Origin of the sequence: Paraburkholderia sp. A1RI-2L, assembly GCF_048957375.1 — a bacterium.
In the GTDB taxonomy this organism is placed as follows: Bacteria; Pseudomonadota; Gammaproteobacteria; order Burkholderiales; family Burkholderiaceae; genus Paraburkholderia.
In genome coordinates this window covers 128,980-152,267 of the sequence record NZ_JARBTA010000004.1, presented here as the reverse complement: position 1 = coordinate 152,267, position 23,288 = coordinate 128,980, and the positions used below count along the sequence as shown (strand labels likewise).

At 63.2% G+C, this 23,288-nt stretch carries 22 protein-coding genes; 7 read left to right on the top strand and 15 right to left on the bottom strand.

Features of this window, described 5'->3' with window-relative positions; genetic code table 11:
- Positions 1–39: 39 nt before the first annotated feature.
- Positions 40–1,122: a tartrate dehydrogenase gene (locus PWP93_RS29160; protein WP_421047129.1), complete on the bottom strand. Its 1,083-nt coding sequence runs from the start codon at positions 1,120–1,122 to the stop codon at positions 40–42.
- 118 nt (positions 1,123–1,240) lie between these two features.
- On the opposite strand from PWP93_RS29160, the gene PWP93_RS29155 reads away from it, so the two are divergent.
- The gene (locus PWP93_RS29155; RefSeq protein WP_421047128.1) at positions 1,241–2,158 is read left to right on the top strand and encodes a LysR substrate-binding domain-containing protein; all 918 of its coding nucleotides are present in this window, start codon (positions 1,241–1,243) and stop codon (positions 2,156–2,158) included.
- Between the two features lie 70 nt (positions 2,159–2,228).
- Here PWP93_RS29155 and PWP93_RS29150 read toward each other — a convergent pair whose 3' ends face one another.
- From PWP93_RS29150 to PWP93_RS29120, 7 genes are all read right to left on the bottom strand, one after another.
- Positions 2,229–3,215 (bottom strand): AraC family transcriptional regulator, encoded by a 987-nt coding sequence (locus PWP93_RS29150; protein ID WP_421047127.1) that lies wholly within the window; start codon positions 3,213–3,215, stop codon positions 2,229–2,231.
- Positions 3,216–3,309: 94 nt separating this feature from the next.
- Positions 3,310–4,383 (bottom strand): porin, encoded by a 1,074-nt coding sequence (locus PWP93_RS29145; protein ID WP_421047126.1) that lies wholly within the window; start codon positions 4,381–4,383, stop codon positions 3,310–3,312.
- A gap of 81 nt (positions 4,384–4,464) precedes the next feature.
- Positions 4,465–6,705, bottom strand: a complete 2,241-nt coding sequence (locus tag PWP93_RS29140) for a molybdopterin cofactor-binding domain-containing protein (protein ID WP_421047125.1) — start codon at positions 6,703–6,705, stop codon at positions 4,465–4,467.
- Positions 6,706–6,721: 16 nt separating this feature from the next.
- Positions 6,722–7,165, bottom strand: coding sequence for a (2Fe-2S)-binding protein (locus PWP93_RS29135; protein ID WP_421028374.1), 444 nt, complete (start codon positions 7,163–7,165; stop codon positions 6,722–6,724).
- Between the two features lie 342 nt (positions 7,166–7,507).
- Positions 7,508–7,825 (bottom strand): CcdB family protein, encoded by a 318-nt coding sequence (locus tag PWP93_RS29130; protein ID WP_421047124.1) that lies wholly within the window; start codon positions 7,823–7,825, stop codon positions 7,508–7,510.
- Positions 7,825–8,067: a type II toxin-antitoxin system CcdA family antitoxin gene (locus PWP93_RS29125; RefSeq protein ID WP_421028372.1), complete on the bottom strand. Its 243-nt coding sequence runs from the start codon at positions 8,065–8,067 to the stop codon at positions 7,825–7,827. Before PWP93_RS29125 ends, PWP93_RS29130 begins: the two co-directional genes overlap by 1 nt.
- Before the next feature lie 193 nt (positions 8,068–8,260).
- Positions 8,261–9,160: a DMT family transporter gene (locus PWP93_RS29120; protein WP_421047123.1), complete on the bottom strand. Its 900-nt coding sequence runs from the start codon at positions 9,158–9,160 to the stop codon at positions 8,261–8,263.
- A gap of 190 nt (positions 9,161–9,350) precedes the next feature.
- Here PWP93_RS29120 and PWP93_RS29115 point away from each other — a divergent pair, with 190 nt between their 5' ends.
- Positions 9,351–10,289, top strand: coding sequence for a helix-turn-helix domain-containing protein (locus PWP93_RS29115; protein ID WP_421047122.1), 939 nt, complete (start codon positions 9,351–9,353; stop codon positions 10,287–10,289).
- A 63-nt stretch (positions 10,290–10,352) separates the two neighbouring features.
- On the opposite strand, the gene PWP93_RS29110 is transcribed toward PWP93_RS29115, so the two are convergent.
- Together PWP93_RS29110 and PWP93_RS29105 are read right to left on the bottom strand one after the other, a co-directional pair.
- Positions 10,353–11,117: a DUF169 domain-containing protein gene (locus tag PWP93_RS29110; RefSeq protein ID WP_421047121.1), complete on the bottom strand. Its 765-nt coding sequence runs from the start codon at positions 11,115–11,117 to the stop codon at positions 10,353–10,355.
- Positions 11,118–11,160: 43 nt separating this feature from the next.
- Positions 11,161–12,384, bottom strand: coding sequence for a Zn-dependent hydrolase (locus PWP93_RS29105; protein ID WP_421047120.1), 1,224 nt, complete (start codon positions 12,382–12,384; stop codon positions 11,161–11,163).
- 114 nt (positions 12,385–12,498) lie between these two features.
- Here PWP93_RS29105 and PWP93_RS29100 point away from each other — a divergent pair, with 114 nt between their 5' ends.
- Positions 12,499–12,819, top strand: a complete 321-nt coding sequence (locus tag PWP93_RS29100; protein ID WP_421047119.1) for a hypothetical protein — start codon at positions 12,499–12,501, stop codon at positions 12,817–12,819.
- A gap of 163 nt (positions 12,820–12,982) precedes the next feature.
- Here the strand turns inward: PWP93_RS29100 and PWP93_RS29095 are convergent, their stop codons facing one another.
- A complete protein-coding gene (locus PWP93_RS29095; RefSeq protein WP_421028367.1) occupies positions 12,983–13,723 on the bottom strand; it encodes a 3-ketoacyl-ACP reductase in 741 nt (246 codons plus the stop codon).
- 708 nt (positions 13,724–14,431) lie between these two features.
- Here PWP93_RS29095 and PWP93_RS29090 point away from each other — a divergent pair.
- Together PWP93_RS29090 and PWP93_RS29085 are read left to right on the top strand one after the other, a co-directional pair.
- Positions 14,432–15,217, top strand: coding sequence for an ABC transporter substrate-binding protein (locus PWP93_RS29090; protein ID WP_421047118.1), 786 nt, complete (start codon positions 14,432–14,434; stop codon positions 15,215–15,217).
- 23 nt (positions 15,218–15,240) lie between these two features.
- A complete protein-coding gene (locus PWP93_RS29085) occupies positions 15,241–16,092 on the top strand; it encodes a phytanoyl-CoA dioxygenase family protein (RefSeq protein ID WP_421028365.1) in 852 nt (283 codons plus the stop codon).
- 75 nt (positions 16,093–16,167) lie between these two features.
- Here PWP93_RS29085 and hutC read toward each other — a convergent pair whose 3' ends face one another.
- Complete coding sequence (gene hutC / locus PWP93_RS29080; protein ID WP_421047117.1) at positions 16,168–16,905, bottom strand: histidine utilization repressor; 738 nt, start codon at positions 16,903–16,905, stop codon at positions 16,168–16,170.
- Positions 16,906–16,942: 37 nt separating this feature from the next.
- Entirely contained in the window at positions 16,943–17,431 is a 489-nt protein-coding gene (locus tag PWP93_RS29075) for a hypothetical protein (RefSeq protein ID WP_421047116.1), read from the bottom strand.
- 243 nt (positions 17,432–17,674) lie between these two features.
- Between PWP93_RS29075 and PWP93_RS29070 the strand changes: the two genes are divergently transcribed.
- Positions 17,675–18,370 carry a response regulator gene (locus PWP93_RS29070; protein WP_421047115.1) on the top strand — a complete coding sequence of 232 codons (696 nt, stop codon included), beginning with the start codon at positions 17,675–17,677 and terminating at the stop codon, positions 18,368–18,370.
- 24 nt (positions 18,371–18,394) lie between these two features.
- On the opposite strand, the gene PWP93_RS29065 is transcribed toward PWP93_RS29070, so the two are convergent.
- Positions 18,395–20,410 carry a hybrid sensor histidine kinase/response regulator gene (locus PWP93_RS29065; protein ID WP_421047114.1) on the bottom strand — a complete coding sequence of 672 codons (2,016 nt, stop codon included), beginning with the start codon at positions 20,408–20,410 and terminating at the stop codon, positions 18,395–18,397.
- A gap of 264 nt (positions 20,411–20,674) precedes the next feature.
- Between PWP93_RS29065 and PWP93_RS29060 the strand changes: the two genes are divergently transcribed.
- Complete coding sequence (locus PWP93_RS29060) at positions 20,675–21,763, top strand: catalase family protein (RefSeq protein ID WP_421047113.1); 1,089 nt, start codon at positions 20,675–20,677, stop codon at positions 21,761–21,763.
- Here the strand turns inward: PWP93_RS29060 and PWP93_RS29055 are convergent.
- A complete protein-coding gene (locus tag PWP93_RS29055) occupies positions 21,727–23,283 on the bottom strand; it encodes a Dyp-type peroxidase (protein ID WP_421047112.1) in 1,557 nt (518 codons plus the stop codon). The two genes, PWP93_RS29060 and PWP93_RS29055, sit on opposite strands and share 37 nt — an antisense overlap.
- Positions 23,284–23,288 lie beyond the last annotated feature (5 nt).

The window sequence follows — 23,288 nt, the reverse complement described above, 5'->3', positions numbered from 1 at the left end:
GCCGTCGAAAGCGGTTCAGGCGGCAATTCAGGCAGCAACTCAGGCCGCAACGGCCACCTTCTCGATCAGCGCACACACTGCATCGGTGACTTGCGCGGTAGTGGCCGTGCCACCGAGGTCGCCAGTGTGCAGCGCCGGGTCGGCCGTCACGCGCTCGATCACATCCATCACCTGCTGCGCGGCGGCCTGCTCGCCCAGATGTTCGAGCAACATCACCACCGACCAGAAGGTGCCCACCGGGTTCGCGAGGCCCTTGCCCATGATGTCGAACGCCGAGCCGTGGATCGGCTCGAACATCGACGGATAGCGGCGCTCGGGGTCGATGTTGCCGGTGGGCGCAATACCGAGGCTGCCCGCAAGCGCGGCGGCCAGGTCGCTGAGGATGTCCGCGTGCAGGTTGGTCGCGACGATGGTATCGAGCGTGGCGGGACGGTTCACCATGCGGGCCGTGGCGGCATCGACGAGTTCCTTGTCCCACTTCACGTCCGGGAATTCGGCGGCGATCTGGTTGGCGATCTCGTCCCACATCACCATGGCGTGACGCTGCGCGTTGCTCTTCGTGATGACCGTGAGTCGCTTGCGCGGACGCGACTGCGCGAGGCGAAACGCGAAGCGCATGATGCGCTCGACGCCGGCGCGCGTGAGGATCGAGACATCGGTGGCCGCCTCGATCGGATGGCCCTGGTGCACGCGCCCGCCCACGCCCGCGTATTCGCCTTCGGAGTTCTCGCGCACGATCACCCAGTTCAGGTCTTGCGGGCCGCAGCGCTTGAGCGGCGCATCGATGCCGGGCAGGATGCGCGTCGGGCGCACGTTCGCGTACTGATCGAAGCCCTGGCAGATCTTCAGGCGCAGCCCCCACAGCGTGATGTGATCGGGCACATCGGGGTCGCCCGCCGAGCCGAACAGGATCGCGTCCTTGTCGCGGATCTGGTCGAGGCCGTCGGCGGGCATCATCACGCCGTTGGCGCGGTAGTGGTCGGCGCCCCAATCGAAGTTCTCGAACTCGAACGCGAACGAGCGGTTCGTGCGTGCGAGCGCTTCCAGCACGGCCTTGCCCGCCGGCACGACCTCCTTGCCGATGCCGTCGCCGGGAATGGTTGCGATGCGATACGTCTTCATGGTGTCCGTCTCCACGTCCTTCGATTGAATGTGGGTTGGACTTTACCGGACCAGAAGCGCCGTAACCGGTGCTAGACTAAAAGCATTCTTAACTTCAATTCACAAATGCAGGTCATTTATGAGTGAAGCCGTGCACCCCGCCGATCTCTCGTTCTTCTCTACGCTTTCGGCGGCGGGCAGCCTGAGCGCCGCGGCGCGCGAGCTGGGGCTCACCGCAGCGGCCGTGAGCAAGCGCCTCACGCAGATGGAGCAGCGCGCGGGGGTGTCGCTCGTCAACCGCACCACGCGGCGCATGATGCTCACGCCCGAGGGCGAACTGTATCTGGAGCGCGCGCGGCGCATTCTCGACGACATCGACGAGTTGGCCGAACTGCTCGGCAGCGCGAGAAAGAGTCCCAAGGGCCTGCTGCGTGTGAACGCGACGCTCGGCTTCGGGCGCAGCCACGTCGGGCCGGCCATCTCGCGGTTCGTGGCGAAGCATCCGCAGGTGAGCGTGCAATTGCAGCTTTCCGTGGCGCCGCCGCCGCTCACCGACGACACCTTCGACGTCTGCGTGCGCTTTGGCGAACCGCCCGATACGCGCGTGGTAGCGCGCCGCCTCGCGGCCAACCGGCGGCTGCTGTGCGCGTCGCCCGCGTATCTCGCGCGGCGCGGCGTGCCCGCCACGCCGCAGGAGCTCACGCGCCACAATTGCATCGGCATCCGCCAGGGCGACGAGGCTTACGGCGTATGGCGTCTCATCGCGGGGCGCGGTGCGGCGCACAAGACCGAGACGGTGCGCATCAACGGCAATCTCACCACGAACGACGGCGAGATCGCCGTGCACTGGGCGCTGGAGGGGCACGGCATCCTGATGCGCGCCGAATGGGACATCGCCGAGTATCTGGCCGATGGCCGGCTCGTGCAGGTGCTGCCCGAGTACGACACACCCAACGCAGACATCTACGCCGTTTATTTGCAGCGGCACCAGATGTCCACGCGCATTCGCGCCTTTGTCGACTTCCTCGCGCAGGAACTCGAGGCGCGCCGGGGCTGAACCGCTTCAGGCATGACACGCCCGCGACTCATCCCGCGCGGCGATGCGCAGCCGCGCCGTTCTTGCCGCATCATGGCGAAGCGGCAGGTGGTACGCCCGGCGCGTAAGGCGCCTCATGAGGATCGCGCACGCTGCGCGCGTACTGCTTGGGTGCCATGCCCGACCAGCGCCGGAACGCGCGAATGAACGCCTTCTCCGACGCATAGCCCACACTCGTCGCAATCTCGATCAGCCGCCGCCGCGAATCGCGCAGCGCGCCGCTCGCGACATACATGCGATACGCGGTGAGATGCCCGATCGGCGTCTCCTCAACGAGCTCGACAAACCGCGCGCTGAAGCGCGAGCGCGACATGCCCGCCGTGGCGGCCAGCGATTCGACGGTCCAGTCGCGCTCGGGGTGCCGATGCAACTGCGCGATCGCACGGCCGATCTGCGGATCCATCAAGCCGCGCAGCCAGCCCGTGTGGCTGATCGCCGAGGCCAGATGCGCGCGCAGCAATTGCACGAACAGCACGTCGGCGAGGCGCGCCGCCGCGACCGCCCAGCCTGGCTGGCACGCCATCGATTCGCGGATGAAGGCCATCAGCGTATCGGCAAGCCATGGGCCGACCGCGGGATCGTTCGCGCGCACGTGAATGAGCGGCGGCAGCACCGAGAAGAGCGGATTGCGCACCGCCTCGCGGTAAAACACGATGCCCGTATAGAGATCGCAGACCTCGCCGCTGCCTCCCGCCGTGAGACGCAGGGGCGTGTCGAAACTCGGCCGGATGCCTTCGCGCGCAACGAGATCGTCGAACGGCACCGGCGTCACGCCGGGCGCCGACGCGAGCACATGCTCGTGCCCGTGCGGCAGCAGCACGAAGTCGCCCGGCTCGACGCGCAACGGCTCCATGCCCTCCACGACGATGGTGTAAGGGCCGCCGAAGGCGGTCCTGAACGCCGCGCCTTCGACGGCCGGCTTCACGAACGCCCACGGCGCCGCGAGCGAGAAGTGCCCCGTCACCACCGCGTCGGCGCGCAGATCGGCTAGCGCGGCGCTCAACAGGTCTGTGGCCATGTGCTCCTCTCCGTTTCCCTTCGGGTGTACTTGCGGGCGCCCTCTGGAGCACCCTTTTTCTGCGCTTTTTCCGGCGTTTTTCGCGAGCGCCGCTTCAGAAGCGCTGCTGAATACCCATCATCGCGCCAAGCTGGTTCGCGCCCAAGGGCACCGTGCCGCCTGCGGCCACGGCGTTCGCCGCGCGCGCGCTGTTCATCATGTAACCCAGCGAAGCATAAAGCGTCGTGCGCTTCGAGACGAAATAGTTTGCGCGCGCGATCAGCAGCGTCGAATTCGCATGATCGCGCAAGAGGTAGCGCAGTGCCTGAGCGTCGAGCGCGAACGTGGGCACCACGTAATACTCGGCGCCAAGAAAGAAGATGTCCGACTGGGCGTGCTCGGCCGCCGCCGTGTTGCGGCGGATCCAGCCGCCGCCCACCTTGCCCGCGCCAAACTTCACGTAGGCGTCCACGATCACGCGCTTGTCGGTGTCGGCGCTGCTCACGAGCGGCGCCGAAGCACCCGGACCGCCGTACATCACGTCGTACGAGGCCGCCGCGCCGCCCCATGCGTTGTCGTAGGCGAGCATCATCGTGTACTGGCGGCAGGCCACGGCGTCGCCGGGAAGCTGACCGCCACAGTGGGTCGCCGAAGGTCCGGCTGGTCCCGCCGCGTCGCGCCCGAAGCTATAGGTGCCGCCGAGCGTCACGCCGTGGAATTTGCCGAGATAGCCCACGGCATTGTCGCTGCGCGCGTTCGGCAGATAGCTGTCGAAGCTCGCCATCGAATGAATCGCCGGACCGATCACGTCCGCGTTGAACAGGATGTACATCGACATATTCATCTGGCGACCCAGCGTGAGCGTGCCGTAGTCGCTGCTCACGCCCACGTTCGCCTGGCGCCCGAACAGACGTCCGCCGTAATTGAGCGCGCCGCTATTGGGCGCGAAGCCGTTCTCCAGCACGAAGAAGGCCTTGTAGCCGCCGCCCAGATCTTCCTGGCCGCGCAGGCCGAAGCGCGACGGCACTTCGCCCGTGAGCGAAGGCATGCCGACGAACGATCCGCCCTTCGCTGCGTTATTGTAGTACTCGATGCCTGTGTCGACGATGCCATAGAGCGAGACGCTGCTTTGTCCCCAGGCGAGCGCCGACGTGCTGGCGAGCGCGGCTGCCGCAATCCATTTTTTCATCAGGTGTCTCCGAAATTTTTTATCAGTCATGCTTATTGTTGTGTGCATCTGCCGGGCCGCTTGCACGGCCCGCTTCGATGCTCAGGCCAACGCCTGTTCGAGCGGCATCGTGCGCAAACGCGTGCCGGTGGCCTCGAACAGCGCGGCGGCCACGGCGGGCGCGACGGGCGGCAGCACCACCTCACCGCAGCCTTGCGGCGTGCGGTCGCTCTCGACGATCTCCACTTCGATCTTCGGCATCTGCGAGAGCGACAGGAGCGGATAGTCGGAGAAGTTCGCCTGCGCCACCGCGCCGTCCTTGAACGTGATTTCGCTCTTGAACGTATTGGTGAGCGCGAAGCCAATGCCGCCCTCCACCATCTCGCGCACCAGCATGGGATTGATCGCCTGGCCGCAGTCGATGCCGCACACGACCCGTTCGAGCTTCGCCTTGCCGTCCACCATGCGCAGTTCCACAACGATGGCGACATAGGTCGTGAATGCGCCGCCGCGCCCCGTGTAGAGGCTGTATGCGAGCCCCCGATGCACGCTCGCAGCGGGTTTGCGCGCCCAGTTGGCTCGCGCCGCCGTGCGCTCGAGCACACGCAGCGCGAGCGGATCGTCGCGCAGCAGCCTGCGCCGGTACTCGAGCGGATCGATGCGCGCCGCGTGCGCGAGTTCGTTCATGAAGCTTTCGAGAAAGAAGATGCTCGACGTGCTGCCCACGCTGCGCATGAAGCTCACGGGAATATGCTGATCGACGCTCACCGAATCGACGAGCAGATTCGGCACCGTGTAGCCGAGATCGTAGAGGCCGTCGAGCATGGTCTCGTCCCAGCCGCCCGCCTTTTCGAAGTAATCGCGCTTGATCGACCAGTAGAGCGACTGCCCCGCCACGCGCAAATGCATTGCTTGCGGATAGCCGTCGGCGCCGAGCACGGCGCGCATGCGCGCGGAAACGCCCGGGCGGTAGAAGCCGTGACGGATATCGTCCTCGCGCGAGCGGATCACCTTGACCGGGCGGCCCACCGCCTTCGAAGCGACGGCCGCGTGAATCACGAAATCGGGCACGTATTTGCGTCCGAAGCTGCCGCCGAGAAAGGTTGTGTTCACAATCACTTTTTCAGGCGGCAGCTTGAAGATGCCGCCGAGCGCCCAACGCACCTTGTCCTGCCCCTGAATCGGGCCCCACACCTCGATCTCGTGCTCGCGCACATGCACCGTCGCGTTCACGGGCTCCATGGTCGCGTGGACGATGTATGGCGTGTGGTAGTCGGCTTCGATCACCTTCACGCCCGGGGACGCCCCGCCCGTAGCATGCGCGGCTTCGAACTGCGCCGGCGCATCGCCGATGCGCGTGGCCGCCACCGCGTGCTCCGAGATCAGCGCGGCCTTGCGCTGCGCGAGAATCGCCGCGCTGTCCGCCGGCAGTGCACCGGCATCCCATTGCACGTCGAGCGCATCGCACGCTTTCTTCGCCTGCCAGTATGTATTCGCCACCACGATCACGGCGTCTTTGGCCAGCACCACGTCGACCACGCCCGGCAGCGCACGCACGCTGTCGCGATTGCGCACGGCCACCGGCTTGCCGTTGAGCGCGGGCGCCATTTTCAGGGCGCCTTCGAGCATGCCGGGCACCTTCACGTCGATGCCGAACACCGCGCTGCCGTTGACCTTCGCGGGCACGTCGAGCTTGTGCAGCGGCTGGCCGATGAGCGTGCGCGCCGACTGCGCCTTCAGGCGCGGCTGCGGATTGAGCGGCAGTTGCGCCGCGTCCGCGAGCAATTCGCCGTAGCCCAGCGAGCGTCCCGTTTGCAGATGGATCACGCGGCCGCTCTTCGTCGCGCACTGCGTGGGCCGCACGCCCAGGCGCCGCGCACCCGCCGCCAGAAATACCTCGCGCGCCTGCGCGCCCGCAATGCGCAAACGCTGCTGGAACATGGTGACCGACATCGAGGCGCCCACGAACTGCTGTGGATGTTCGTTCGCAGCCGCAATGCGGTAGGCGTCGCGCCCCGTGACGAACTCCACGCTCACGCGGCGCCAGTCGGCGTCCATCTCGTCGGCGAGCAACTGCGGCAGGCCCGTATAGACGCCTTGACCGACTTCCGCCTGCGAAAGACCGACGATCGTGCGGCCATCCGGATCGACGCGAACCCAGTCGTTGATCTCGCGAAAACGCGTGCCGTCCTCGGCAGCCTCCACGTGTTCGCCAAGCGCGAGCGGCAACACGAGGCTGCCCGCAATCGCAAGACCGGTCTTCAGAAAGGCGCGCCGGCTCTCGCGGTGCGATGCGCGCGTGCTCGCATGATCGGCGCCGTCGACGCCAGGGGCGTGGCGCATCCGCTCAGACATCCACTCAGGCTTTCGCTGCGACATGGATGGCCTCGCGAATACGGTGATAGGTCGCGCATCGGCACAGGTTCGTCACGCCCTGGTCGATTTGCGCGTCGGTGGGATGCGGGTGCTGCTTGAGCAGCGCGGCCACGGCCATCACCATGCCCGACTGGCAGTAGCCGCATTGCGGCACGTCCTGCTTGATCCACGCCTGCTGCACCGGATGCGACGCATCGGGTGCGAGCCCTTCGATGGTAGTGATGGCGCGCCCGGCCACCGCCGAGACCGGCAGCACGCACGAGCGCGTGGCCTCGCCTTCGAGATGCACGGTGCAGGCGCCGCACGCGCCGATGCCGCAGCCGTACTTGGTGCCGGTCAGTCCCGCGGCTTCGCGTATCACCCACAGCAGGGGCGTGTCCGGGTCGCCATCGAACTCGAAAGGCCGACCGTTCAGTGTGAATTGCATGCGCTTGTCTCCCCAGAAGTCGCCGCTTGCGGCCGCTTCGAAAGCGGTTGGCGATGCGTGAGATTCTTGGGGCGGACAAAATGCCCGACAATGGCGCGATGACCCAAAGAAGTTGCCGATCGTCTCTTTCGATCAACTTGACATTCAATAGCTGGAAATAGCAGGATTCTCCCGATGTCCTTTTATATCGGGCCATTACCTCTTTCCATCCATTCGGATCGTCGTCCCGCCGGGTTCAAATGCGAGTTGGCGTTTCATCCATGGAATATTGACGGGACATTCAGCGACTTCCGGGACAAGTCTGGCTAGGCCTTGTTGAAGCGCGCGGTGCCGCGTGGCTGATCAGTAGCCACCCAGGAGGCGATCAAGCGCCGAAATAATCCGGTCCCGGTGTTCTCGTAGTGAGCCGGCCTTCGGTCCTAGTTCACTTAAAGGGACCGACGCAATAAATGCCGGATGCAGGATGCATTGGAGGCCACCAATGTCGAATGAGGGGGTGAAATCCGCGGGAAGTTTCCCTTGCGGAAAAGAGTCAACCCGGATCAGCGGTATAACGACCCGGGATGTCAGTCCCTCCAGAAAGTCGCTTTGCACGTCGACAAGGTATGGTGTGATTGCCCGACTTTTGCCGGTATTGGAGTAGACGTCAAATCGCGCCATTAGAACGTCCGGTACTCAGCCAGTGGCAAGCCGTTCTTCTCGACCCATTCGTTCGTGTGCTTGATGAACTCGGCGTGCTCCTCGGCCCAGCGACGCCCCTCTTCCGCCTTGATGGCCTCCCGCAAAGCCTGCTCGCAGGTACGGGAAAAATTGATGCCCAGGTTTTTCGCCCGTTCATAGACGTCAACGGGCAATGTCACGTTGGTCGCCTTACGCGGCCCGACTGTAGTTGCATGTGCCATGTTGAATCCTCCGCGCAGCTATTTATGCGCATGTTTCCCAACATGATAACTCACATATCAACCGAGCTCCACGGCTAATGCCACTGCTGTTTGCCTTCGTCGATGTTTATTTGGCAGGGTGCAATACGAGAGCGTTCAGCCGCCCCTATGCACAAGCAACCGTCATATGTCAGTGACATTACAGAGGTCACACTCAGGAAGCTGACGCCCGGCGCACGAACACGCGCCGCGTGAGATCGAAGGCGACGAGATTGCCCGCAACCACCAGCAGCAGCCCCAGCACGGTGAGCCATGTCCAGCGGTAGCCTTCGAACACGGTCGATATCGCGAGCGCCACGATCGGGAACAAGACCGTGCAATAGGCGGCCCGCTCGGGGCCGATCCGCCCGACCAGCATGAGATACGCCGTAAAGCCCACTACCGAGCCGGCCACCGCGAGCCAGGCGAGCGCCCCGAGGTAACGCGCATCGAGTTCGATAGTGAACGGCAATCCGGCTAGCGCACTGCCCGCCAGCAGCACCGCCGTGCCGATCAGCATGGCCCAGCCATTCGTGACGAGCGGATGCAGCCCCATCGATTGCATGCGGCTCGACAGCAGATTGCCGACCGAAAAGCACTGCGTGCCGAGAAACGCGACGGCGAGCCCCAGCCAGGCGGTGTGATCGCCGATATGGTCAGCCATCTGCTGCACGAACAGGCACACGATCCCAATGAGTCCCAGCACGGCCCCGCCCAACGCGGTGGGCTGCAACGGCCGGCCCATGAAGAGACGCCCGTTGATCGAATTGAGCAGCGGCGCTGTCGAGAACACCACGGCGACGAGGCCGCTCGGCACGATGTTCTCGGCATAGTAGAAGCACAGGAAATTGAGGCAGAAGAGTGCCATGCCCTGAGCCGCCAGATAGCGCCAGGCGGCGCGCGGCGGCCATGCGGGCCGGCGCATGAGGCGCAGCAGCGCGAACATCAGCAGCGCTGCAATGCCAAAGCGCCACGCGATGGACACAGGCGCAGGCACGACGCCAAGCTGCCACTTGATGGCAATCCAGGTGGTGCCCCAGATCACCACGGTGAGCGCGTAGAGAAGAAAATTCATGGCTGGAAATGACCGGGACTCGAGGCTTCAACTATGGCGCGCAGCGGCGGCACGCGCTTGTCCAGGATTGCGCATTTCTTGCCGGTGACCCTCGCGAGGCGGGGCCCAAGCGTATACTCAGACTCGCTAACCGCTCGCGGTAGCCACCCGTCATCATTCCGATACCACCCAGCCGCCTGATCGCCGAACCATGGACGCTCCTTCGTCGCCTCCCGTGCTCGACCTCGCCAGCACGCCGTTCGGGCTGCATTCGGTGTGCCGCACGTTAAGCGCCGCGAACGCGACGCTGGAGCGATTCGCATGGCTCGGCGACCAACTCGCGGCGGCGGTCTGGACGCGCGAAACGCGCGAAGCCGAGACTGTCTACGAGCAGCCGGGCCATCACACGCTGTCGTGTTATATCGACGGCGGCTACCGCACGGAGCGGCAGAAGCTGCCGGGCGTTTATGGCGCGCCAAGCCGGCTCTGCGCGCTGCCGGGCGATCACGAATCGCGCTGGTGGGTGCGGGGTCACATGCATTTCATGCATCTCTATTTTTTGCCCGGGCATTTCACGCAACGGGCCATTCGCGAACTCGACCAGGAACCGCGCGAGCTCACGCTCGCCGACCGCACGTATTTCGAAGACGAGCGCATTGCCGCACTTTGCCAGACGCTCGCCAACGAGGACTGGGCCAATCCGGAGGGCCTGCTGCGCAGCAATGAAACGGCCCACGAAGTGCTGAGCCTGCTGCTGCGCAGCCAGGGCGTGCGCCGTCCGGGCGCGGCACTCAAGGGCGGCCTTTCGGTGGCCACGCGGCGGCGTCTGCGCGACTACATCGACGCCCATCTCGGCGAACCCTTGACGCTGGGGGCGCTGGCCGAAGTCGCCTGCCTTTCCGAATACCACCTCGCACGCATGTTCCGTGTTTCGTTTGGGCAGCCGCCGCACGCATGGATTGCGGCGCAGCGGCTCGAACGGGCTCGCGCGCTGTTGCGCACGACCGGCCTGCCGCTCGCCCATATTGCGAGCGCGTGCGGCTACGCGAATGCAAGCCACTTCAGCCATCGCTTTCGCGATGCGTTCGGCGCCGCGCCCAACCTGTATCGGCAAGCGCTCGGTACCGGCGCAACGGTGGTTCGAGCCTGATCACGGCTGGCGAAAACAGCCCGATGGAACACACGCGCCGCCAGGCGCCTTTGCCGAATCCCGCTACTTTTTTGCGTAGCTCACTTCCATGCCGGCCCGCACGTCCTGCTGGATCCCGTACTGCGCGAACGGATACCGAAGCCCGTTCTTCGCGAGCGCTTCCATGCCCGCAATGGCCTTCGCCAGCGTCCCGGGGGGCAGCGCCATCAGCATTTCGTCGTCGAGCACGCCGCCGTATCTGCGCTCGGCAAAGCAGGGAATCGACAGGCTCGGCTCGCCCGTCTTCAACGCCCTGCCCCACGAATCCGCGCAGGACGATTCGCCCACCACGCTCCAGTCGAAGCGCTTGTAGCCCGACCACTGCAAGCCGTTGATGAAATACATCATGGCGCCCGGCGTGGCATAGAAAAGCGCGATGGCCGGCTCGATTCGGCCAGCGGCAAGCGGGGACACCACCAGCGCCTCATACTTGCCGTCCGCAACACAATCCATTGCCGCCTGATGGGCGCGGGAATCTTCGAGCGTGGCGTACCAGACACCAGCCATTTGCGCACCCGATTTCCATTCGGCATCCTTTGCATTTCCCAGGCCCACGACAGACCGGCATTGCGAACCGACCAGATCATCCGCCGTTACACCGACCGTAAAACCCAACCTGGCGGCTTGCCCCACGATCTGATCGAGCGTATGGATCGCTTTCGGGCGGCGAATGCGATGAATCGCCTCCATGTCCTCGCGCCGCTCGTACAGTGTCATGCCAAACGGCAGACTGCGCAGCTTGAGCAAGCGCTCGAGGTCTGCCGCCAGTTTTCCCAGCTCGTCTTTCATCAAGGTCGTCTCCCAGACAGGAACGGCAACATGCCTCACACGGCTATCGCGCGCAATCGGCCAGCAGGTTCGCAAGCACCGACGCGCCCTGTGCGAGGTGCGCCGGGTCGGCGTCCTCCGCCTCGTTGTGGCTGAGCCCGGCCTTGCACGGCACGAACACCATCGCGGTCGGGGCAACATAGGAGAGATTCACCGCGTCGTGCCCCGCGCCACTGTGCATCTCCAGATACGGATAGCCCGCGGCGATGGCGGCTTCGCGCACGCGCGCGATGCACTGCGCGTCGAAAACCACCGGCTCGTACTCGGCGACCTTCTCCAAGCGCACGCTCGTGCCGCGCAGCGCGGTGCGTTGCAGACAGATCGCTTCGATATCGGCCACGAGACGTTCCAGCGCCGGCCGCGACGGGTGGCGAACATCGACGCTGAACCCGACCTTGCCGGGTATCGTGCTCGGCGAGTTCGGCTGGCAGCCGACATGGCCGACGGTCACGCGCGCATCGGCGTCGAAGTCATGGCCATGCTCGACGATTGCCGCGATCATCGTGGCGGCCACGCCCATCGCGTCCTTGCGCACGTTCATCGGCGTCGTGCCCGCATGCGATTCGAAGCCGGTTACCGTGACGTCGAGTTCGTAAATGCCCTGCACGCCGGTCACGACGCCAATCGGAATGCCGGCGTTCTCCAGCACCGGGCCTTGCTCGATATGGGCCTCGAAGTAGGCTTTGGGCATCTGCCGCTCGCGCTCTGGACCGGCGAAACCGGTGCGCTCGAGTTCATCGCCGAGCAGCACGCCCGTCTGCATGCAGGGCCTCGCGCGTGCATAGTCGAGATCGAGTGTGCCGGCGTAGACCGCGGAGCCCATCATGCCCGGCGTAAATCGCGAGCCCTCTTCATTGGTCCATGCCACGACGTCGAGCGCATGCCGCGTCGCAATGCCGAGATCGTTGAGCGTGCGAATGGCCTCGAGGCCCGCGAGCACGCCGTAGACGCCGTCGAAGCGGCCGCCGAGCGGCTGCGTGTCCAGATGACTGCCGCACATCACGGCTGGCGCGTCGACCTGCGTGCCGGGCCGGCGCGCGAACACGTTGCCGATCGGATCGATGCGGATTTCGCAGCCGGCCTCTTCGCACCAGCGGATGAAACGGCGACGGCCCAGCACGTCTTCATCGGTCAACGCGAGACGGCAACTCCCGCCGTGCGCAGTGGCGCCTATCTGCGCCATCTCCATCAGCGAATCCCAGAGCCGTTGCTGATTAACGCGGATCATTGTGGTGGCTCCCGAAAAGTACCTAGCATATAACGCCCGTGGCCATACCGATTCGAGAGTCTTCCGCCACCCACATTGCGCTATCCTGATACCCCTCGTTCAATAGGAACATGCATGAAGCGTCCGAAATACCTGTTACTGATGGCATTGGCATTGTCCGCTGCAAGTCAAGCGCAAACCTCGCAGACCTATCACTTCGGCGAAGGGCAAGCCGGTTTCGGTGAAGGCCGAAGCACGCCGCAACACGCGCGCACCAGTTCTCCGCCGCCGCTTCCCGGCGCCGAACCGACACAACCGCTGCCTGCGGACGAACCGCACTCGCAAGCCGGGGCGAAAGCAAAACCGAAAGCCAGATCGAAGTCGAAGCACAGCACGCACCATCGACACCATACGACGCGCCATGCGCCGGTTCAGGATCCGTACTCGCGTCCCTGACCCGCCATAGAGTTCCAAACCCGATCGGCAGGATCGGCATGCACAAGCGACACGCCAATGAAAAATCCCTGCCCAGCGTTATTCGCCAGGCAGGGATTGGTTGAGGTCATTGCGCAATGCCGCGCGCCACTAGAGACACTGCAACGGCATGCAGCCCGAAGGCTCAACTCATGTGAAGCCCGCCGTTAAGCGAGAAGTCCGCGCCGGTTGAAAATCCCGCTTCTGCGGAAGCAAGCCACGCGCATATGGATGCGATTTCATGCGGCTCACCCAGACGCCGCACCGGAATGCTCGCCACGATTTTTTCGAGCACTTCGGGCTTCACCGCGCGCACCATGTCGGTCCCGATGTAGCCTGGCGAAACGGTATTGACCGTTACGCCTTTCGTGGCAACTTCCTGGGCCAACGCCATCGTGAAGCCGTGAATACCGGCCTTGGCCGTCGAATAGTTCGTCTGGCCAAACTGCCCTTTCTGGCCATTGACCGACGAAATATTGATGATGCGCCCCCACCCGCGATTGACCATGCCGTCAATCACCTGCTTGGTCACGTTGAAGAGGCTGGTGAGATTGGTATCGATCACGGCGTCCCATTCTTCGCGCGTCATCTTGCGAAATACGACGTCCCGGGTGATTCCGGCATTGTTGACGAGCACGTCGATTTCACCGACTTCCGACTTTACTTTTTCGAAAGCCTTAACCGTCGATTCCCAATCGGCGACATTACCCTCCGAAGCGACAAAATTGAATCCCAACGCCTTTTGATCCTCGATCCATCGTGCGCGGCGAGGTGAATTCGGACCGCACCCGGCAATGACGGTAAAACCATCGCTGTGCAGCCGCTGGCAGATTGCGGTTCCAATGCCACCCATTCCGCCAGTTACGTAGGCAATGCGCTGTGCCATAAGTCCTCCAAACATTTCTCGGTTGTATAAGGAACGGCTTCAACAGGAGGATAAAAGGCAGTGTGCATCAGCATCCGATGCCGGGGCGATGGGCACTATCCCTTATGGAAATATCATGCTGCACACCGGCATAAATAGCGCTTTATCTTTTATCGCCACGAGTCAAGCGGCTATTGCCGTGATTTGTCACCTTACTATGATCTATAGCATTATCGTGTTTGTAAATAAACATGTTGCTTCGTTTTCAAGCACCCGCGCAGCCGCTTAATCATCTGATCAATAGCACTGCCGCATAAAATGCCGAACCGCCAGCAGCGCCGGTCACTTATTCGCCGCTCTCGTGTTGTCTAGACATTTTGGCGCCACTTCCCATAGCCGGATGTCCGCCATCATGGCCCTGAAGGCAGCAGCCAGGGCAAATCCCTACCCTCTCGCTCGCCCGCGCATTTTCCCATCAATCCTCCGCAAACCAGGCGATTTTCAGCCGAATGGGCGGCTTTCTCCAGATTTATCGCCGCACTGCCGCGCCGGCACCCGGAAGTCGGCGCATGGCCTTCGCTTGCACACGTCAAGTTACGTGGTCTAGACTGCTCGACAATTTCATTGGCGGCTCGAACCCGCTTGCAGTGCAAGTGCACCCATTGCTGTCGTTCATCCAACCGGCCGCGCGGGCTTTCTCCGTCGCGCCCACCCATTCAGGGAAAAGTCATGAACCGGATCGTCAAGTTTCTCGTCGCCTCGCTTGCCGCAGCACCGCTCGTTTCGTTTGCCCAGGACACCACGACGATTCGCTGGGGCATCGATCCCACTTATCCGCCGTTCGAGGCAAAGCAGCCTGACGGCTCGCTCGCCGGCTTCGACATCGATCTGCGCAACGCAATTTGCGCGCAGCTCCATGCAAAATGCATATGGGTCGAACAAGGTTTCGACGGCATGATTCCCGCGCTTCAAGCGAAAAAGTTCGATGTGATCATGTCCGCAATGACAGCCACCGACGACCGCCTCAAGCAGATCGACTTCTCGGACAAGCTCTATTCGTCGCCGGGCGCGCTCGTCGCGCCGCGTGGCTCCAGGCTGCAACCGACCGTCGCGTCGCTCGTCGGCAAGCGCATCGGCATCGATCAGGGCACGACGCAGGAGGTTTATGCGAAGGCGGAGTGGGCGCCCAAGGGCGTCACGATCGTGACGTACCAGAACCAGGACCAGGTCTATGACGACCTCGTCAATGGCCGCCTCGACGCCACCTTCCAGGATAAAACGCAGGCCGGCTACGCGTTCCTCAATACACCGCGCGGCAAGGCCTTCACGTTCGCCGGCGGCGATGTGACCGATGCTCGCATCATCGGCCATGGCGTTGCCATGGGGCTGCGCAAAGGCGACACCGATATGAAGAAGCGCCTCGACGGGGCCATCGCCGCCATTCGCGCGGACGGCACCTATCAGAAGATTGCCGCCAAATATTTCGATTTCGATATTTACGGCGCCAAGCAATAAATTTAATTACCGTAAGGGCAATCATGGCCATCAATATTTGTGAACGCGTAGCGCAGGCGGTCACGCCCGAACTCATCGAAGCGTTCCGCACGGACGGCGCCGTATGCATCAAGGGCATTTTTTCGGCGGACGAAATCGAGGCGCTGAAGGCCGGCATCGAGACCAATCTGGCGCATCCGAGCACGCGCTCGAAAGTGGCAAGCCGGCCCGAGGATCCGGGCTGGTTCTTCGAGGACTTCTGCAACTGGGAGCACAACGCCGCGTATCGCGAGTTCATCGCGCGCTCGCCCGCGCCAACGGTCGCGGCGGCGCTGATGGGCGTCGATACGGTCCGGCTCCATCACGACCATCTGCTCGTGAAGGAGCCGGGCACGCAGCAGCGCACGCCGTGGCACCAGGACCAGCCCTATTACAACATCGAAGGCGACGACAACGTCAGCATGTGGATTCCCGTCGATCCGGTCCCGCTCGAATCCACGCTCGAATTCGTCGCGGGCTCGCATCGCGGCCCCTGGCTCATGCCGCGCACGTTCATGGACAAGGAAGCAAAGTGGTTTCCCGAAGGCAGTCTCGCCGATCTTCCGGATATCGAAGCAAATCGCAATGCATTCCCGATCCGGCGCTGGGCGCTCGAACCCGGCGACATGGTGTGCTTCAGGATGCTGACGCTGCATGCGTCGGGCGGCACGCGCAACAGACGGCGCGCGTTTTCGATCCGCTTCGTCGGCGATGACGTTCGCCACGCGCCACGCCGATGGAAAACCTCGCCGGACTTCCCCGGGCTCGCCGAAGCGCTGCCGGACGGCGCGCCGCTCGTGCATCCGCTGTTCCCTGTCCTGTGGTCGAAAAGCGATGGTCAGGTGAGCACGCTCTGAAATCGCAATGAAACACAGGGGCGGCGGGCAGGTATGTGCCGCCGCTTGTGGTGCCTGCTATTCGCCTGGCGCGAATCAGACCTGATGCCGCGTGGCGCCCGGCTTGAAACGCGAGCCGAGCCGGTAACGGTTGCCCGGGTGCACGAAGCGCGCGAACGTGACCGGCAGCCCGTTCGTCCAGGTCCGGCGCGTGAGCGTCAGGCATGGCTCGTTGGTGCGCATGTCGAGCAAGCGCGCCTCGTCTTCAGTGGGCATGGCCGCATCGACGATGTGCTCGATCTCGAGCTCGTAATGCGACACGTTGTTGTACAGATACTCCGACGGCGGCTCCACCTGGAAGTCCTGATCGATGAAACCGGGTGCCGCGACCGGATTCACATACCGCTCCTCCAACTGGATTGGCCGGCCGTTCTCCTCGTGCACGCAGACCACATGAAACACGGGCGCATCGACCGGCAAGCCGAACGCCGCCGCGATTTCGGGCGTCGCATGCCCGCGGGTCTGGCTGATGACGTGACAGCGATATTGATGCCCGCGCGCGTGGATCTCATCACGCACATGCGCAATCATTAGCAGATTCGATTGTGGTTTTTCCTCGGCCACGAATGTCCCCACGCCAAGGATGCGCTGCAATGCTCCTTCGTCGGTCAATTCGCGCAGCGCCCGATTCACGGTCATTCGCGCGACGCCGAGTTCCGCGGCGAGATCGAGTTCGGAGGGGATTCGCTCCCCGATCTTCCAGTCGCCGGCATGAATACGCTTGCGAACGAGTGCCTTGATCTGCTGGAAAGGCGCGTCGACCTTTTTGATCATCGAGGGTCCTGATGGGCGGGCGGCGAAACTCCAGATTTTATAACGGCGAGGCTAACCCAGGGGTCGCGAACCCGTCGAGCAAGGACTGAAGCCGCCGCTCCTGAGCATGCAGGATCCCCGGCGTGCAACGGAGTTCGAGCACGCGTCCTTGCCAATAGTTCGAACCGAAGATCGCCATCGATTTGTCCGCGTTCATCGCGATTTCGAGGTGAGCGATGGCGCTATCCAGATTGTGGACTGTGTAGGGGCTGAGGGGACGCCGCCCAGTCTCTTCTGGTGTTGCTGCTTCTGCTTCAGCTTCTGTTTCTATTTCTGCTTCTGCCTCGTTCCTTGTTTTTACCCTCGCCCGGATGGTCTCCTCGCGCTCTGCCTGCTTGCCCCCGGCCAGGCTCGCCCGAATGGTCTCCTCGTGTGTTGCTCGCTGGCCCCCCACCAGATCCGACTGGATGGTCTCCTCACGCTCTGCCCGCTTTTGCCCCGCCAGGCTTGCGTGCTTGCTGCGTTCAGACCCGGGGATCGAGCTCATGGCGCAAGACGATCGAAAGATTTGACGTGCGCATGGCGGTGATCCCCCTCGTCTGATTTGCAACGACTCCATCGTGCGCTTCCCGTGACTCGCACAATACCGGGCATGCGGGGGGAAAAACGCCTCCAGACGGCGGCCCCAAAAGAGTCCCCCGCTTTGGGGGGATCGCGCCCCTTGCGATTGCGGGTACCATGGCTAAGGGCCTGTTCACATCAATAACGGGCTTGTGCTGGAGAAGCGCAGATGGACAACCTGTATTTCCGCCATGTACTGCTAGTCGAAGACGAAGGCTTGACGCGCATCGCGATGAAGAGCCTGATCCTCACGTCGGAGCCGACGCTCGACATCGACGAGGCCGGCTCGTACGCCGCCGCCGTCGAGCGGCTGCAAAGCAAGGCTTACGACCTCGTTTTCCTCGACTATCAAATCGGCGGTAATCACACTGGGCTGGACCTGCTGCACTGGTTGCAGGAAAACGAGTGTGCAGCGCACGTGGTGATGCTGTCCGCGCAGGACGACCGCGAGACGGTGCTGGACTGCATCAAGAATGGCGCCGGCGGCTTCATCTCGAAGGCCAGCGAGGAAGGCGGCGCGGTGTTCCGCGAAGCGCTGCAAACGATCCTGAACGGCCGCGTCTACCTGCCCAACAGCGTGCTCGGCAAAGGCGGCCACACCCCGCAGCCACCCGGCCCGAACAAAGGCATTCCCATCGACTCGCTGAACCTGCCGCCGCGCCTTGCGCAAACCTTGAGTTTTCTTTTGCAGGGCATGTCGAACAAGGCCATCGCGCGAAAAATGAATATCACGGAGAACACCGCGAAGGAGTACATCAGCGATCTGCTGAGCCGCTTCAATGTTTCGCGGCGCACTTTCCTGATCGTCGAAATGGCGCGTCGGGGCATCGAGATCCCCACCGTTGCACGCGCTTCCGCGTCCTGAACATTACGTCCCGAACACCACGCCCTAAACGCGGGCCAACGCCTCGGTCAATTCGAGCATGCGCGCAATCAGCACGTCCGTGGAGAGCGGCTTGCTGAGCACGCAGCGCTCCGGCAACACGCCCTGCGTGCTGGCCCCGGCTTCCCCCGTCACCACGAGACACGGCACGGGCCGCGAGAAGTGCTCGCCCAGCAGATGGATCACATCGTGCGCGGACGACATCTCCGGCAACCGATAGTCGCTGATGACGAGGTCCGGCACGCGCTCGATCTCCTGCAAAAGTGTTTCGAGTTCCGCCACCGAGCGGACCGAATCGAACAGCACGCCCCATAGCGCAAACAGCGCCTCCATCGACGCGCGCACGAGGCTGTCGTCCTCGACCAGCAACACGTAAAGCCCCCGCAGCGACGACGGTGAAGGCGCCGGCGACAACGCCGGATCCGCGGGCGATATCGCCACATCATGGAGCGCAAAGGGATCGGCCACTGGCATGCGAACCGAGAAGCGCGACCCTCGCCCTTCAATCGATTTCAGTTCGAGACGATGCCCCTCGAGCAACGACACCACCGCATTCACGATCGACAAACCGAGTCCGAGCCCTTTCTCGCGGTCGCGCTCCGGGTTGCCGATTTGCACGAACGGCTGGAAGATCGCATCCCAATGCTCGGGCGCAATGCCTATGCCGTTGTCGATTACGTCGACGCGCACATAATTCGGCATGCGAACCAGACCGACGATCACCGCTGCGCGGCCCGCCTTCGAATGATCCGCATATTTGATGCCGTTCGCGATGAGGTTGCTCAGCACGCGGGGCATCCAGTCGGCGTCGGTGCGCACCCATGCCGGCTTGTGCGGGGTCTTGCCATAGCGCAGCGCAACGCCGCGATTCTCGGCGACCGCCGCGAGTTGCTCGACGGTCTCTTCAATCACCCGGTTCAGGTCGACGCCCGTATAGCTCGGGTTCACGTGTCCGGATTCGAGCTTCGACAGATCGAGCACGGCGTTGAAGAGCCGCGCCGTGAGCACCGACGCCTTGCGCGCCTCGCCAATCAGTTTGCTCGACGCTTGAACATCGCGCGCTTCCAGCGCTTCGTCGGCCGCGGCCAGAAAGAGGTTCAACGCGTGCATAGGCTGCCGCAGATCATGCGCTGCCGCCGCCAGAAAGCGCGATTTTGCGCGGCTCGCCTGCTCGGCAGCTTCGCGCTGCTGCTCGCGCAAGGCAATCAGCGCTTCCGATTTGGTCTCCTGATCGCGCCGCGCGCGCTCAAGGTCGCGGTGCTTTTGCGCGAGCTCCGCATTCGCGCGTTGCAAGGCTTCGTTACCATGCGCAAGCGCCTGAACGGCGACGTACCGGTCGCGCACATGCCGCTCGGCATTCACATTGACGCTATGGCCGAGGACCGCAACGTTAAGCAAATAGAACATGCCCGCCGCGAAGTTGTCGGGCTCGATTGCGTGCGTAAGCCATTGCGCCACCACGATCACGGCGATCACGCACACGGCCAGCATCAGCGTCGCCTTGGCCCGCAGGCGAAGAAAGCCGAACTGATAGAAAAGAATTAAATAGAAGCCGACAAAAAAATGCGTGAAATTGAACGGCCGTGGCGCGAGAAACGTTTGAATCAACAAGCATAGACACATGCCCGCCAGGCCGCCCAGCAAGATCCAATGCGCGACCGTGTCCCGCTGAAAGTCGAGCCGGAAAGCCAGCACGATGCCGACGCCCGCAACCAGTGCACCTGCGCAGCGAAACGTGAAAATCTCCGCAAAGTACGGCTGGAACACGGCACTGGTTCGCGCCAGGCTGATTTCCCAATAACCGAAACACACCCAGATCAAGGTGCCGAGCACCAGCGCCGCGCGGCGGAAGTCGGCGAAACGCCGGCCATAGTCTTCCGTGAACTCCTGTTCTAGACGCGGGTCGTCGAAACGTGCTGGCCAGCACAGCATATCGACCAGCCATGCACGAATCGCGCCCGGCGCCGAAGAGCGTTTAAGGAAATTCGCTTCCGCCGCCGACTGAAACCTGAATATGTTCATCGCCTCTCGCCGGTATGCTCGCTGGTCTCGCGAAGCAAGACAGGATCTATTCATTTTATGAAAAATCGATGCACTTCGGCACCGGATTAGCCGCAGCATTGGCATTTGCGGGACTTTCTGCCTAAGCTATTTTGACTGATGGCCACGAGCGTTGAGTACCCAGGGAGACCTCCATTGCTAGCCAATGCCCTGCATCGTTCGCTAATCTCGCTACTCCACGTTGAGCGAAGATTCGATCCGTTTTTTCGGCCTTTTCTCGACGCCTTGGCCCAGGAGCCCATTGCCGGCCTGGTGCAGGCGGCCATCAATGCGCAAAGGCCCAACGACAATCTCGCGCTGGCGCAGGAACTTGCGCTGCCGGACGAGCATGCGATCGTCCAGCAGATCATCGAGCGCATGGGCGCGTATATGCGCGAGCAATACCAGCCCGGAACGTTCCAGCGGGCCGGCAACACGAAAACACACGGCGTGCTGCGCGCCGAATTCCAGGTGCACGGCGATATTCCGCCCAATCTGCGCCATGGCATTTTCAGCGCGCCGCGCAGCTATCCGGCCTGGGTGCGGCTGGCCGGACCGGGACCCGACAGCCCGCCCGATATCGAGGATGTGGGTGTGCTGAGCATCGGCATCAAGGTGATGCGGGTTCCCGGCCCGAAGCTCCTCGACGACGAGCGCTTCACCCAGGATTTCACCGGCATCAGCACTCCCACGTTCACCACGCCGAACATCATCGAGAATGCCAAGCTTCAGGCGGCCGTCCTGCGCCGCACGCCGCTTTTCTACTTCATCAATCCGTTCGACTCCCACCTGCTGGACGGCGTCATGCAGGGCCTGTGGGCGCGCACGCAATCGAGCCCGCTGCAGACCAGCTATTGGAGTTGCGTACCGTACCTGCTGGGCGCTGGCCAGGCGGTTCAATACGCGTTCCGGCCCAGGTCCCGCGAAACCAGCGCCATTCCAGGCTTGCCGGGGCGCCCCAACGATAACTATCTGCGCGAGGCGATGATCCGGACACTCGCCGAGCGCCCGGTCGACTTCGACGTCTTCGTGCAGGTGCAAACCGATCCCCACCGCATGCCGATCGAGAATGCGTCGGTGCGCTGGCCCGAGCACCTTTCAACGCCCATACGCATCGCGACACTGCATTTTCCGGAGCAGCAGTTTGCATCGCCGGCTCAGCTCGCGTTTGCCGGCCAGTTGTCGATCAATCCGTGGCATTGCCTTGCCGAACATCGGCCACTAGGCAATCAAAATCGCGCGCGCCTTGCGATATACAAAACACTTTCGGCTTTGCGTCAATCGATGAACGGCACGCCTCACGTCGAGCCGACCGGCGACGAAGTATTCGAGTGATTCAGCGTCACCAGAAAGCGCAGCGCCCGAAGGCCCGGCATGAAAAAATACGCACCGCCCACGACCGAAACGAATTGTGGCAATCCCGTGATCTGGCACGCCGCGCCTGCGGCTTGAGGGAGGCTGAAGCGATCCGTTTCGCTACCGTCACTGAGCGGCTGCCGCTCGCCAATCAGCGGATCGCGCTCCGCCGCGAGCCCATTGAACTTTGCGCCAGTAATCCATGCGCCTTGAATAAACTCGAACTGACGCGAGATATTCGCGCCGAGGCAAATAAAGTGCAGTCCGGTCTCGACCGTTTCGCCTTGATCGGCAATCGCGGCCTCGGGCGGCAGGCTCTGGCCATATTCGCGGCCGCGCCGCAGCATGCGGTGAAAGCGGCTCGACGCAACCAGATCGCCACGCAAGGCGGCCGCGTCGAAACCCAGCGTGGTCAGCAGGCGCGCAAGCACGCTGACTTTGCCACCGTCGCCGCTGGCGTCCGGCAAATCGCCATTGCGAGGGTTGGCGCGCCGTACGTGAGCGCCGAATGGACACCGCAGCCCATCCGGGTCCCCCGCATAGGTAAATGCATTGAGTTGCTCGCGGCCCGCCTTCGTGCCGGGATCGGGTGACGACGCCGGTGCGCCTTCGACGCGCGATACGAGCGATACGAGCGATACGCCCGCCATCGTCCTCCCGACCATCGCTTCGGCCATCGCCTTGCGTGCGGCGGGATCTCCGTTCGCGCGAGCGTCATGAAATCGCCAGAAACCCTGCACATCCTGACGCAATTGCCGCAACACCAGGTACGATCCATTGCGCCCCAGATCCCGTTTGCCCGGTGCATCCGCAGCCGGTGCTAGCAGGTCATGCGGATCATCGGCGGGATCAACCAAAGGACGCTCGGTGAAACGCCCATATTCGTTCGTGTACCCGAGCAGGAATTCGCCCAGTTCGATGAGGTTCGAATACTCGGGCTGGGTATGATCGTGCGAGGGCAAGCCCAGTTGCCAATCGAGTTGCGGTTGGCTGATGCCATCGGCAAAACCGAACGGCTCGACGCCTTTCATGTCTGCGGTCGGCAAAACGGCTTCCACCGAGAAAGCAGTGGCCCATTCCGGCCCTGTCACCGCCTGCGTCCATTCGGCGAGCCGTCCCGGAGCCGCGTACAGCAGCACCACCATATGCGGCGCCGCCGTTCCGCCCCATTTCCAGTGTTCTGGCGCATTCGGTCCAACATCACCAAGCCTTCTGGAGCGATTCGCATCCGCACTCATGCCGCCAATGAATTCGGAAGAAAACTGTTCGATCATCTGCTGCGGAACACCGAGCGCGCGCAAGCCATCGCTCGTCAACGCCACCTGCAGAACCTCCTGAACCGACTTCGCGGCAAGCGCCGCGCTCGTCACCGGCGCACTCGACAGCCAACGCCTGGCGGCCTGCGCGTCCGCGATGCGCAGCACGTAAAAGCAGGCTTCGGTCAGGCGCGCATACGCATGCCGCACGATGCCTTGTATATCGTCCAGATCGACTGCCACGGCAG